The organism is Arthrobacter sp. B2060 (assembly GCF_059090445.1).
The window spans coordinates 59,099-71,813 of sequence record NZ_JBNHFR010000011.1 but is presented as its reverse complement, the minus strand read 5'-3'; the positions used below and the strand labels follow the sequence as shown (position 1 = coordinate 71,813).

Annotated in this window: 14 protein-coding genes; 12 read left to right on the top strand and 2 right to left on the bottom strand. The window is 67.1% G+C overall.

Annotation, left to right across the window (positions count from 1 at the left end):
- Positions 1-20 precede the first annotated feature (20 nt).
- From AC5RUM_RS17525 to AC5RUM_RS17470, 12 genes are all read left to right on the top strand, one after another.
- Positions 21-902, top strand: coding sequence for a shikimate dehydrogenase (locus AC5RUM_RS17525; RefSeq protein ID WP_494036147.1), 882 nt, complete (start codon positions 21-23; stop codon positions 900-902).
- Positions 902-2,839: a bifunctional sugar phosphate isomerase/epimerase/4-hydroxyphenylpyruvate dioxygenase family protein gene (locus tag AC5RUM_RS17520; RefSeq protein ID WP_494036146.1), complete on the top strand. Its 1,938-nt coding sequence runs from the start codon at positions 902-904 to the stop codon at positions 2,837-2,839. Before AC5RUM_RS17525 ends, AC5RUM_RS17520 begins: the two co-directional genes overlap by 1 nt.
- A gap of 66 nt (positions 2,840-2,905) precedes the next feature.
- Entirely contained in the window at positions 2,906-3,748 is an 843-nt protein-coding gene (gene pcaH / locus AC5RUM_RS17515; protein WP_494036242.1) for a protocatechuate 3,4-dioxygenase subunit beta, read from the top strand.
- Entirely contained in the window at positions 3,741-4,322 is a 582-nt protein-coding gene (gene pcaG, locus AC5RUM_RS17510) for a protocatechuate 3,4-dioxygenase subunit alpha (RefSeq protein WP_494036145.1), read from the top strand. Before pcaH ends, pcaG begins: the two co-directional genes overlap by 8 nt.
- Entirely contained in the window at positions 4,319-5,803 is a 1,485-nt protein-coding gene (locus AC5RUM_RS17505; protein WP_494036144.1) for a lyase family protein, read from the top strand. Before pcaG ends, AC5RUM_RS17505 begins: the two co-directional genes overlap by 4 nt.
- Positions 5,796-6,614 (top strand): alpha/beta fold hydrolase, encoded by an 819-nt coding sequence (locus AC5RUM_RS17500; protein ID WP_494036143.1) that lies wholly within the window; start codon positions 5,796-5,798, stop codon positions 6,612-6,614. Before AC5RUM_RS17505 ends, AC5RUM_RS17500 begins: the two co-directional genes overlap by 8 nt.
- Positions 6,611-7,096 carry a 4-carboxymuconolactone decarboxylase gene (gene pcaC, locus AC5RUM_RS17495; RefSeq protein ID WP_494036142.1) on the top strand — a complete coding sequence of 162 codons (486 nt, stop codon included), beginning with the start codon at positions 6,611-6,613 and terminating at the stop codon, positions 7,094-7,096. The genes AC5RUM_RS17500 and pcaC overlap by 4 nt, the downstream gene beginning before the upstream one ends.
- On the top strand, positions 7,093-8,322 hold the full coding sequence (locus tag AC5RUM_RS17490; RefSeq protein ID WP_494036141.1) for a thiolase family protein: 1,230 nt from the start codon (positions 7,093-7,095) through the stop codon (positions 8,320-8,322). The genes pcaC and AC5RUM_RS17490 overlap by 4 nt, the downstream gene beginning before the upstream one ends.
- A gap of 3 nt (positions 8,323-8,325) precedes the next feature.
- Positions 8,326-8,985: a 3-oxoacid CoA-transferase subunit A gene (locus tag AC5RUM_RS17485; RefSeq protein ID WP_494036140.1), complete on the top strand. Its 660-nt coding sequence runs from the start codon at positions 8,326-8,328 to the stop codon at positions 8,983-8,985.
- A gap of 1 nt (position 8,986) precedes the next feature.
- On the top strand, positions 8,987-9,682 hold the full coding sequence (locus AC5RUM_RS17480) for a 3-oxoacid CoA-transferase subunit B (RefSeq protein WP_494036139.1): 696 nt from the start codon (positions 8,987-8,989) through the stop codon (positions 9,680-9,682).
- 105 nt (positions 9,683-9,787) lie between these two features.
- Entirely contained in the window at positions 9,788-10,627 is an 840-nt protein-coding gene (locus AC5RUM_RS17475) for an IclR family transcriptional regulator domain-containing protein (protein WP_494036138.1), read from the top strand.
- 119 nt (positions 10,628-10,746) lie between these two features.
- The gene (locus AC5RUM_RS17470) at positions 10,747-11,109 is read left to right on the top strand and encodes a hypothetical protein (protein ID WP_494036137.1); all 363 of its coding nucleotides are present in this window, start codon (positions 10,747-10,749) and stop codon (positions 11,107-11,109) included.
- Between the two features lie 222 nt (positions 11,110-11,331).
- Here the strand turns inward: AC5RUM_RS17470 and AC5RUM_RS17465 are convergent, their stop codons facing one another.
- Together AC5RUM_RS17465 and AC5RUM_RS17460 are read right to left on the bottom strand one after the other, a co-directional pair.
- The gene (locus AC5RUM_RS17465; RefSeq protein WP_494036136.1) at positions 11,332-11,907 is read right to left on the bottom strand and encodes a PaaI family thioesterase; all 576 of its coding nucleotides are present in this window, start codon (positions 11,905-11,907) and stop codon (positions 11,332-11,334) included.
- Positions 11,904-12,620, bottom strand: a complete 717-nt coding sequence (locus AC5RUM_RS17460; RefSeq protein ID WP_494036135.1) for an SDR family oxidoreductase — start codon at positions 12,618-12,620, stop codon at positions 11,904-11,906. Before AC5RUM_RS17460 ends, AC5RUM_RS17465 begins: the two co-directional genes overlap by 4 nt.
- Positions 12,621-12,715: the final 95 nt, after the last annotated feature.

Sequence of the window (12,715 nt, the reverse complement as noted above, 5' to 3'; positions counted from 1 at the left end):
TTGTCAAAGGAGCCGCACGCATGAGCAATCGAACTGAGTCCTACCTCGTGGGACTGGTCGGCGATGGCGTGATGCCGTCACTCTCTCCCCACATGCATGAACGCGAAGGCGACGTCCAGGGGCTGCGCTACCTGTACCGCCCTATCGATCTCCTGGAGCTGGACCTGCCCGCCACGGCCATCGGCGACCTACTGCAGGGTGCCGCCCGCATGGGCTTCAACGGCCTGAACATCACGCATCCGTGCAAGCAGCTGGTTTTGAAGCACCTGGACGAGATCGCCCCCGACGCGCAAAAGCTGGGCGCCGTGAACACCGTTGTCATCCGGGACGGACGCTTCATCGGGCACAACACCGACTTCTCCGGCTTTGCCGCCGCCCTCGCCTCCGGCCTTCCCCACGCCAAACTGGACCGCGTGGTCCAGCTGGGAGCCGGTGGTGCCGGCTCCGCCGTCGCCTATGCCCTCCTCACCGCCGGCGTCCAGACGCTGGACCTCGTGGACATGGACCCGGTGCGGAGTACAGAACGGGCCGCCGAATTGTCCGAATTCTTCCCGGACCGGGCCATCACGGGACACACGACGGCGGCGCTGCCGGAGCTCATGCCCCGGGCCGACGGCCTGGTGCACTGCACCCCCGTGGGAATGGCCGCCCACCCCGGGACCCCGCTGGACCTGGCACTCGTGGAACCGCGCCACTGGGTGGCGGACATCGTCTACCGGCCCATCGAAACTGAACTGGTCCGCGAGGCCCGCGCCAAAGGCTGCGACGTGCTCGACGGAGGGCGGATGGCGGTGGGCCAGGCCGCCGACGCGTTCCGGATCTTCACCGGCCTCGAAGCCGACGCCGAACGCATGCGCGCCCATTTCCTGGAGCTCATCGCCGCGGAAGAGGTGGCTGTCTGATGCGCACCGGCATCGCCACCGTCTGCCTGTCCGGCACGCTCAAGGAAAAGATGCAGGCCTGCGCCATTGCGGGCTTCGACGGCATTGAAATCTTTGAGCAGGATCTCGTGACATCCCCGCTGAGCCCGGAGGATGTCCGTACGATGGCCGCCGACCTCGGCCTCACCCTCGACCTGTACCAGCCGTTCCGCGACTTTGACAGCGTTCCCGGGGACCTGCTGGCCGCCAACCTGCGCCGCGCCGACGCCAAGTTCAGGCTAATGTCCCGGCTGGGCATGGACACCATGCTGGTCTGTTCCAACGTCGCCACCGCAACCATCGACGACGACGGGCTCCGCGCCGAACAGCTCGCCGCGCTCGCTGACCTGGCGGGCGGGCACGGCGTCAGGGTCGCTTACGAGGCACTCGCCTGGGGCAGGTACGTCAACGACTACGAGCACGCGCACCGCCTCGTGGACATGGTGGACCACCCCAACCTCGGCACCTGCCTGGACTCCTTCCACATCCTGTCCCGCGACTGGGATACCGCGCCTATCGAAGACATCAACCCGGACAAAATCTTCTTCGTCCAGGTGGCGGATGCCCCCAAGCTCTCCATGGACGTGCTGTCCTGGAGCCGCCACTACCGCGTGTTCCCGGGCGAGGGCCAGTTTGAGCTCGCCAAGTTCATGGGCCATGTGGTCCGCGCCGGCTACTCCGGCCCGGTCTCCCTTGAGGTTTTCAACGACGTCTTCCGCCAGTCCGACGTCGAACGCACCGCCGTGGACGCCATGCGTTCGCTGATCTGGCTGGAGGAACAGAGCGCCAAATGGCTCGAGGCGAACGCCGGATCGGAAGTGGCGCCGAACGGTGCCGCTGGCACCAAAGCGGCCGCCCGCCGTCGTTATCCCATGGAACTGGCAACCCTCCCGCAGGTGGCCGAACCGGCAGGCTTCAACTTCGCGGAGGTCAAGGCAGCCGACACCGAAGCACTGGAAACCGTCCTGGGCCAGCTCGGCTTCGAGTTCAACGGCCGGCACCGCACCAAGGACGTGCAGTTGTGGACCATGGGCCATGCCCGGGTGATCATCAACGAACAGGCCCCGGCGGGCTCCGCAGCCCCGGCCATTGCAGCGGTGGGGTTCGACGTCGATTCGCCCGTGATTGCCTCGGCCCGCGCCCAGCAGCTCAAGGCTCCGGTAGTGCCGCGCAAGAGCCAGGCCAACGAGGAGGTGTTCCAGGGCTTCGCCGCCCCGGATTCCACGGAGATCTTCCTGTGCCAGGGCAGCCCGGATGGCACCGCCGCGTGGATCAGTGAATTCGGGAAGCTCGGTGAATTCGGGGAAGCACTGGACGTCCCCTCCGGCGCCCGGAGCGCTGTGATCGACCACGTCAACCTTGCCCAGCCCTGGCAGCATTTCGACGAGGCCGTCCTCTTCTACACCAGCGCTCTGGCCCTGGAACCGCAGCCGTACGCGGAAGTGGCGAGCCCCAACGGGCTGGTCCGCTCCCAGGTCATGCAGACCTCGGACCGGGGGGTGCGGCTGGTGCTGAACCTTGCCCCGCTCATCCAGCAGGACGGGACCCGGCACAAGACCTACCAGGAGCACATCGCGTTCGCCGTGGATGACCTGGTGGCCACGGCCCGTGCCGCCCGCGAGAGGGGCCTGGACTTCCTGCAGATCCCGCCGAACTACTACGAGGACCTGGACGCCCGCTTCGACCTCGATCCCGGGTTCCTGGACACACTCCGGGATCTGAACCTGCTCTACGACCGTGACGGGGACGGCGAGTTCCTGCACTTCTACACCGCCACGGTGGGCAGCGTGTTCTTCGAAATGGTCGAACGCCGCGGCAGGTACGACGGATATGGGGCACCGAACGCCCCGGTGCGCCATGCCGTCCAGTACGACCACCTGCACCAACTGACCGATTCAACCCGTTCCGCCACCCACTGAAAGGAGGCTGCTGTGCCTGAAGACGTGAATCTCGCGACGTACAACGCCGATGCGCTCACCGAGGACCTGACTGACGCAGTGACCGATCTGGACAAGCCGGCCGGCCCTGCTCCGGCGCCCCGCATCGAAACCCAGCAGGACCTCAGCGCCGAGATCAAGGCACTCGGGGATGCCTACGCCGAGGCCCTGAAAAACGGTGCGCCGAAGGAAACCCAGCCTAGGCTGGACTTTGCGCCCTACCGCAGCAGCATCCTGCGCCACCCCACCAAGAGCCTGCACCATGCGGACCCTGAGTCCATCGAGCTGCATTCCCCGGCTTTCGGCCACCAGGATGTGCACGCCCTGGAGTCGGACCTGACCATCCAGCACAACGGCGAGCCGCAGGGCGAACGCATCATCGTCGCGGGCCGTGTGCTGGACGGCGACGGCCGTCCAGTGGCCGGCCAGCTGGTGGAAATCTGGCAGGCCAACTCCTCCGGCCGCTACATCCACAAGCGCGACCAGCACCCTGCACCCCTGGACCCCAACTTCACGGGGGTGGGCCGCTGCATCACCGGCCCGGACGGCTCCTACCGCTTCACCACGATCAAGCCCGGCGCCTACCCGTGGAAAAACCACCTTAATGCCTGGCGGCCGGCGCACATCCACTTTTCGCTGTTCGGCACGGAGTTCACCCAGCGGATCGTCACGCAGATGTACTTCCCCGGCGACCAGCTCTTCCCGCTGGACCCGATTTACCAGTCGATCGTGGATCAGGACGCCCGGGACCGGCTCGTGGCCACTTACGACCACGATCTGACCCAGCCCGAATGGGCGCTCGGCTACAACTGGGACATCGTCCTGACGGGCTCCAAGCGGACCTGGACCGAAAACGAGGCACTGGGCGCGGAAGGCGACGACCATGAGTAAACTCACCGCAACTCCCGCGCAGACCGTGGGCCCCTTCTACGGCTATGCGCTGCCCTACGACAAGGACCGCGAGCTGCTGGCGCCGGGCTCCCCGGGCTCCATACGCCTGCAGGGCACCGTGTACGACGGCGCCGGGCACGCGATCCCGGACGCCATCCTGGAAATCTGGCAGCCGGACTCCGAAGGCAACATCGTCAGCAAGACCGGCTCGCTGGTCCGCGACGGCTACACCTTTACGGGCTGGGGACGCAGCGCGGTCGGCAACACCGGGGTGTACACCTTCACCACCGTGAATCCGGGCCCCACCAGGCCGGGCGCCGCGGCCTTTATTTCGGTCGCCGTCTTTGCCCGCGGCCTCATGAACCGCCTCTTCACACGGATCTATCTGCCGGAGAACGAGGAAGCGCTGGCGGCTGACCCGCTGCTGTCCTCGCTGGACCCCGAACGCCGCAAGACCCTGATCGCCCGCCGCGACGCGGACGGCGGCCTCGCCTTCGACATCCGCCTCCAGGGCGATGGCGAAACCGTCTTCCTCGACTTCGAGGGAACCGGAACCGGGGGCACCGCACAGTGACCACCTTCCAGCCAGCTGCCGGCTATGGCGACGTCGGGCTGCTCAGTCCCGTCTCGGCGTCGCCCCTCGTGGCGGCGCTGACAGGTGACCGCGCCGTCCTGGCGGCTATCCTCGCCGTGGAAGCTGGCTGGGCCGCGGTGCTGGAGAAGCACGATCTCGCTCCCGCCGGCTCCGCCGCCGTCGTGGCTCACGCGGCCGACGCCTCCCGGTACGATCCTGCCGATATTGCCCGGCGGGCCCAGGGCGGCGGCAATCCGGTCATTCCGTTGCTGGCGGACCTGCGCGCCCAGGTCAAGGCCCTGGACACCGAGGGTGTTGGTGCACTGCGCGCCGTCCACAGCTCGCTCACCAGCCAGGACGTGCTGGATACGGCCCTCATGCTGGTGGCCCGCAACACCGTTGGGGCGCTGCTCGCGGACGTGAAAGGCACGACAGCGGCGCTCGCCCGCCTGGCGGAGCAGCATGCGGAGACGCTGTGCGTGGGCAGGAGCCTGACGCAGCATTCGCTGCCGTTCACGTTCGGGCTCAAGGCAGCACAGTGGTTCTCCGGGCTGGCCGCCGCGGCCCGCAGGCTCGAGGCGCTGGACCTGCCGGTGCAAACCGGCGGCGCGGCCGGAACGCTGGCCGCGGGCACCGTGCTGGCCTCCGGCTCGGCCATGGACCCGTTCCGCTTGTCGGATGATCTTGCCGGCCAGCTGGGACTAGCTGCCGCACCGGCGCCGTGGCATACCAACCGGCTCGCCGTCACCTCGCTGGGGGACGCGCTGGCTTCCGTGGTGGACGCGTTCGGCAAGATGGCCGCGGACGTGCTGTTCCTGAGCCGACCCGAGGTGGCGGAAGTGGCCGAGCCCCGGGCTCCTGGCCGCGGAGTTTCCTCCGCCATGCCGCAAAAACAGAACCCGGTGCTGTCCGTACTGGTCCGCAGTGCGGCCCTCCAGGCCCCGGCCCTGGCCGCCCAGCTGCACCTTGCCGCGGCCACCTTCAACGACGAACGCCCCGACGGTGCCTGGCACAGCGAATGGCCTGCTCTGCGCCAGCTGCTCGCCCTGGCCCTGGGTGCCGCCGGCCACGTCCGCGAACTGGGCGAAGGGCTGCAGGTCTTCCCGCAGGGCATGCGCCGGAACCTGGACCTGTCCGGGCCCCTGCTCCTGAGCGAGGGCGTGTCCGCCGCGGTGGCGCCGCTTCTGCCCGCTGGCGGAACCGGCGCTGAAGGATCCGTCGCGGACGGAAAGGAGCAGCTGCAGGCCGTCGTCGACCGGACCCTGCAGGCCCCTGCGGCCGAACGGGCGGACACCTACCGCCGGCTCCTCCGCCAGGCCGTCCCGGCGGACCGGCTCTCCGATGCCCGGTTGGAGGAGCTGCTCAACCCTGCCAGCTACCTCGGCCAGGCAGCGGAGATCTCGCGGCGGATCCTTGCCGCCTATCCGGACTTTGCGCTTACTTCAACCGAAACAGACGGAAACGGAGATTCCCGTGGCTAAACCAGCAGTGAAGGCAGTGCTGCTTTCCCCCCAGCGCGCGCTGGGGGACAAACCGCTCCTGATTGTCGGGCCGTCGCTCGGCACCTCTTCGGTGCTGTGGGCCCAGACCGGTTCACTCCTTGGCAACGAGTACGACGTCGTGGCCTGGGACCTTCCCGGGCACGGCGTCTCTCCAGCCGCCGCTGAGACGTTCAGCGTCGCGGACCTGGCGGACGCCGTCGTCGAGCTTGTCGACTCGATTGCCCCCGGCGAGAAGTTCCACTACGCCGGCGTGTCCCTGGGCGGGGCCACCGGCCTGCAGCTGGGCATCAAGCACGCGGACCGGCTGAAGAGCCTCTCCGTGCAGTGCTCCGGCGCCAAGCTGGGCGCCCCCGAGGTCTGGCTGGAACGCGCGGAGACCGTCCTGAGCCAGGGCACTCCGGTGATGATCCAGGGCTCCGCCGAACGCTGGTTTGCCCCCGGATTCATGGAGCGTGAACCGGAACTCAGCAGCCGGCTGCTGCACGCCCTGCGCGACGCCGACCGCTTCAGCTACGCCTTCTGCTGCGAGGCCCTCGCTGGCTTTGATGTCCGGGACGAGCTCGGCAGCATCACTGTTCCGACGCAGGTGGTGGCGGGCGCCTTGGACGGCGTGGCACCGCCGTCGTTCGCTGAAGAAGTGGCGGCCGGGATCACCGCAGGCGGGGGCACCGCTTCCGCGGCCATGCTGGAAGGCGTGGCGCACCTTGCCCCGGCCGAGGCGCCTGGCCACGTGGCGGACCTGATGCGGAGCCTCATGTCCTGGACCGAATCCCGCGGAGCAACGAGATGAGCGGCAGCGAAGCAGCCGGCGCAGCCCGGCACGGTGTTGTCCAGCCAGATGCCACCAGCCGGGAGATTTACGACGGCGGCATGACGGTCCGGCGCGAAGTGCTCGGCGACGCGCATGTGGACCGCGCCAACGCTGCCATGGATTCCTTCACCGAGGACTTCCAGGACATGATCACCCGCATCGCGTGGGGCGGCATCTGGACCCGTCCGGGCCTGCCGCGCCAGATGCGCTCCGCCGTCACGATCACCGCCATGGTGGCGCACGGGCACTGGGAAGAACTGGCCATGCACATCCGCGCCGCCATCACCAACGGTTTGAGCAGGGACGAAATCAAGGAAATCCTGCTGCAAACCGCCATTTACTGCGGAGTTCCATCCGCCAACACCGCCTTCAAGACAGCACAGCAGGTTTTCCAGCAGATGGATAACGCTGCGATGGACAACACAGCAATGGACAACACTGAAATGGACAGCAATTCATGAAACAGGCTTTTGTGTACGACGCCGTACGAACCCCTTTTGGAAAGTTCGGCTCCGGCCTCGCTGGAGTCCGCCCCGATGACCTTGCCGCGCACGTGATCGGCGAGTCCGTGAAGCGCGCGCCGAAGCTTGATGTCGAACGCATCGACGAAGTCGTATTCGGCAACGCCAACGGCGCGGGCGAAGAAAACCGCAACATCGCCCGGATGGGAACCCTGCTGGCAGGGCTGCCGGTGTCGATCCCGGGCACCACCGTCAACCGGCTCTGCGGCTCGTCCCTGGACGCGGCGATCATCGCATCCCGGCAGATCAACGCCGGCGACGCCGAGCTGATGCTGGTGGGCGGGGCCGAGTCGATGTCCCGTGCGCCGTGGGTGCTGCCCAAGACGGAGAAGCCCTACCCGGCCGGGGACATGACCCTGGCGTCCACTACGCTGGGCTGGCGCCTGGTGAACAAGGCCATGCCGAAGGAGTGGACCATCTCCCTGGGGGAGGCCACCGAACGCTTGCGCGAGAAGTACGGCGTGACCCGGCAGCAGCAGGACGAGTTCGCCGCCGCCTCTCACAACCTGTCCGCCGCCGCATGGGACGAGGGGTTCTACGACAACCTCGTCGCCCCGGTTCCCGGCACGGACCTCGTCCGTGACGAAGGCATCCGGCCCGGTTCCTCGGCGGAGAAGCTGGCCGGGCTGAAGACCGTGTTCCGGACCGAGAACGGCGGGCCTGAGGGTGGCACGGTCACCGCGGGGAACGCGTCGCCGCTGTCCGACGGCGCCTCCGCGGCCTGGATCGGCTCCGAGAGTGCTTCTTCGATCCTGGGGATGGAGCCGCTTGCCCGGATCGCGGGCCGGGGCGCACACGCCAACGACCCCCAGTACTTCGGCTACGCCCCGGTCGAGGCAGCCAACAAGGCCCTCGCAAAGGCGGGCATCGGCTGGGACCAGGTGGGCGCCGTCGAACTTAACGAGGCGTTTGCTGCCCAGTCCCTGGCGTGCATCAATGCCTGGGGCATCGATCCGGGAATCGTGAACCGGCACGGCGGCGCGATCGCCATGGGCCACCCGCTGGGCGCGTCGGGGACCAGGATCTTGGGCACGCTGGCCCGCAGCCTGCAGGCCTCCGGTGAGCGCTGGGGAGTCGCGGCGATCTGCATCGGCGTGGGCCAGGGCCTTGCCGTGGTGCTCGAAAACGTCACCGCTTCCTCCGGAAGCAGCACAGGAAAGGGCTAAGCCATGCTGAACTTCGTAGATACGGTCGGCGAGGCCGTCGCGGCGGTCAAGGACGGCTCCACCGTGATGATCGGCGGGTTCGGCAACGCCGGGCAGCCGTTCGAACTGATCGACGCGCTGCTGGACAGCGGCGCCACCGACCTGACCGTGGTGAACAATAACGCGGGCCAGGGCGACCAGGGCCTGGCGCTGCTGATCAAGGAGGGCCGGGTCCGCAAGATGGTCTGCTCCTTCCCGCGGCAGTCCGATTCCTGGCACTTTGACGCCAAGTACAAGGCCGGGCAGATCGAGCTGGAACTCGTGCCGCAGGGCAACCTGGCCGAGCGCATCCGGGCGGCCGGCGCCGGCATCGGCGGCTTCTTCACCCCCACCGGCTACGGCACCATGCTCGCCGAGGGCAAGGAAACCCGGATCATCGACGGCCGCGGGCAGGTCTTCGAGACTCCCATCCATGCCGACGTCGCGCTTATTAAGGCGCTCAAGGCCGACGGCGTGGGGAACCTGGTGTACCGCAAGACCGCCCGGAACTTCGGCCCCATCATGGCCGCCGCGGCCAAGCACACCATCGCCCAGGTGTCCGAAATAGTGCCCACGGGCGGGCTCGACCCGGAGAACGTCGTGACCCCCGGCATTTACGTCAACAGCATTGTGAAGGTGGCCTGACATGAGCGCGCAGACAGCCAACCAAACAGCGTCCCTCCAGGCAAGCGACAAGCCGCTGGGCCGGGACGACCTCGCCCGGCTGGTGGCCCGCGACATCAAGCCCGGATCCTTTGTGAACCTCGGGATCGGCCAGCCCACCCTGGTGTCGAACTACCTCCAGCCCGAGCAGAACATCACGCTCCACACCGAGAACGGCATGCTGGGCATGGGCCCGGTCGCTGAAGGGGACCAGATCGACGGCGACCTGATCAATGCCGGCAAGATCCCCGTGACTGAGCTGCCCGGCGCGTCCTACTTTCACCACGCCGACTCGTTCGCGATCATGCGCGGCGGGCACCTGGACATCTGCGTGCTGGGCGCCTTCCAGGTCTCCGCCAGTGGCGACCTCGCGAACTGGCACACAGGAGCCCCGGACGCCATCCCTGCCGTGGGCGGGGCGATGGACCTGGCCACCGGGGCCAAGGACGTCTTCGTGATGATGACGCTCCTGACCCGCGACGGCGCCTCCAAGATCGTCGAAGCCTGTACCTATCCACTCACCGGAGTGGGCTGCGTGACGCGCGTCTACACCGACAAGGCAGTCTTCCTGACCGGCCCTGACGGCGTGCAGGTCCGCGAAACCTTCGGCTGCACGCTCGAAGAGCTGCAGGCCCTGGTTCCCGTCCCCCTCACAGCAGCCCCCGCTGTCGACCGCTAACCACACCACCCGCCTCCCCCTTCCCGCGCGAACTGGCAGCAAATGCCTTCAAATCCCCATTTTGGGGGCATCACCTGCCAGTTCGCGCCAATAGGATTGGTAACCATGAGCGACGCAGCAGCAGGGACCACGCCGGGGGCAACCCTCACACCGAAGGCGGGGGCGGCACCGGCGGCGAGTGACCAGTACGTGCAGTCGCTGGCACGCGGGCTTGCCGTGATCCGGGCATTCGACACGGACCACTCCGAAATGACCCTCACCGAAGTGGCCGCCCGCACCGATCTCACCCGGGCGACGGCACGCCGTTTCCTGCACACTCTCGTGGAGCTCGGCTACGTCCGCACCGACGGGAAGACCTTTGCACTGACGGCCCAGGTGCTGCAGCTCGGCTACGCCTACCTGTCGGGCCTGTCCCTTCCGCAGTTGGCGCAGCCGCACCTCGAGGAGCTGTCCCTAAAGCTCGGTGAGTCCACGTCGGCGGCCGTTTTGGACGGCACCGACATCGCCTATATCGCACGGGTCACGACTCGCCGGATCATGACCATCGGCATCACGGTGGGCACGAGGTTCCCCGCCTATGCCACCTCGATGGGCAGGGTGCTTCTTGCAGGCCTCCCGCCGGAGCAGCTCAAGCAATACCTGGCCGCGGCGGAGATCAAGCCGCTCACGCCCCGGGCGGTCGGCACCGTGCAGGAACTTCTGGCAGTCCTCGATACAGTCCGGGCCCAAGGCTGGTGCCTGCTGGACCAGGAGCTCGAACTGGGGCTGATGTCCGTGGCCGCGCCCGTCTATCACGGCAAGAAGGTGGTGGCCGCCGTCAACGTTTCGCTGCAGGCCCAGTCCGTGGCAGCCAAGCCGGAACCCGATGCGTATCTGGATTCGGTCCGCAAGGAAATAGTGGCGACGGCTGAAAAAATCTCGGCCGACTTCTCGGCCGGACGGTAGCGCGAGGCGGGTGGATCACGACCCCGTAGCGGTAGGTCACTCCCGTGGGGTCGTGACCTGAAGCAGAGGGTGCGCTGGGGTTCTTGGCGCCGGTCCAGATGCGGCGGCGGAAGAAACCAGTGGACTTCAGCTGTGATCTCGATGTGCTACTGGTCCTTGAGCTGCCGTTCCTGGATCTTGGCCAGCAGGTCGCGGTAGCCGATGGTCACCAGGACCTGGAGTCTCAGCCCTCCGTTGGCCCGCAGGCTGGCCGCAGTGAGGCTAACTTGGCAGGCGCCGACCAGTCCATCGAGCAGCTTACGCGGCCGGGATCGAGCGTCCAGCGCCGCATCAGGACGGTCCGCCTCGTGGTGAGGTGCCTTACCCGATCCAAGGCCAAGGCAACGGTGGTTTCGGTCCGCGAACCGACCTGCGCGGTGCTGACGGCGGCGGCGAGCTCTTCGTACCTCGTCTTTTCCGGCGAAGGCGCCGAAACACGTTGACGGCGGTCAGGATCAGCCACAGCGAGCTGGCTGCCCCGTAGAGGATTTCCTCCGGCCACATCGGGGACCGGGAGAGCTCCTCGCGGCGGACCAGCCGCCGCCAGGACCGGCAAGCCCCAAGGGCATGCCGAAGCGGCTCAACGCGGGCATGCCCGAAGGGGGCCGGGGGCAAGGCGCGATCCTGAGCGGCACGCGTCAGGGCAACGGCGGTGCCGGTATCAGTCATGTTGTCGGAGCGCCCGGTTGGTGGGGGAAGATGAGCAGCGTGCTCGTGGCGGTGGCGAGGAGTTCTCCGTCGGCGGTGCTGAGGCAGCCTTCGGTGAAGATCACCCGCGGGCCGGTTTTTACGACCGACCCCTCTGCGCGCAGAGCACCCTTCTGAAGCGTGATGGGTCGCAGGTACTTGACTGCCAAGTCGATAGAGGTGTAGCCGATCCCTGCTTCCAAGGTACTGTGTGCTGCGCAGCCGAGCACCGTGTCGAGGAGCGTGCAGGCCAGGCCGCCGTGCACCATTCCGAGGGGGTTGTAGTGCGCTTCTCCCGGCCAGCACTGGAACTCGACGTGTCCGTACCTCGCATCGACGAGATCGAAATTCATGAGCGAAGCGATCGGCGGCGGCGCAATGCTGCCGTTGCGGAGGCCGGAAAAGTAGTCCAGGCCCGATAGCCGTGGCAGTTGTTCGAGCGCGATTGCCGGATCAATCCAGGTGAAGGTTTCCGAGCGTTGCGCCGAGCTGTTGGTCGACACCGGGGTTTCCTCCTTAGAGCTCTGCAGGTCTTCAGGGTTTATCGCGGTCATACCGGGGTGCTGGCTGCCAGTGAAGGGTACAGATCCGAGATCGAGCCAGACAGGCCGCGCTTCACTCCGGCGCTGATTTCGTCCACGATGACCTCGTAATCACCCTGCTCGAGCCCATCGAACGACTTCCGCGCGACTTCCTCGGGGGAGGTCTTCGGGGCATTCACGCCCTTGGCCATGGCTGTGTCCATGTAGCCGACGTGAACACCCGTGACCTGCGTGCCTTGCGGGGCCAGTTCCACGCGGAAGGAGTTGGTAGCCGACCACAGCCCGGCCTTTGATGCACTGTAGGCGCCGGTGAGTGCGATCCAGCTGAGCACCGAGTGGATGTTGAGGACCGCTGATGTCCCGCTGGCGGCGAGCACCGGTGCGAATGCCCTGGTCAAGGCGACCGGTCCGAAGAAGTTGGTCTCCATGACCTCACGGATCTTCTCGTCGGGGAGTGCCAAGAACGCGTCCGATTCGACGCTCATGCCGGCGTTGTTGATCAGAACGGTGACGTCCTGGGCCTGGGTAACGGCGGCCCGGATCGAGTCAGGGTTGGTGACATCGAGGGCGAGGGGGACGACCCGGGAGTCGTTCCACTCTTGCGGGCGGCGGGCCGTCGCATACACCTTTGCAGCACCCCGAGCGAGGGCCTGTTCCACGAGCTCGCGGCCCAGGCCTCCATTTGCACCGGTAACGAGGACGACGGCGCCAGATAGCAGTGGCATGGATTCTCCTGATCTCAGATAGGCGGCGACGCCGTTGTCGCGACGTCAGAGCATCAGAGTAGCCGAGTCAGTTGGATTTTCCAACTGACTTGTAT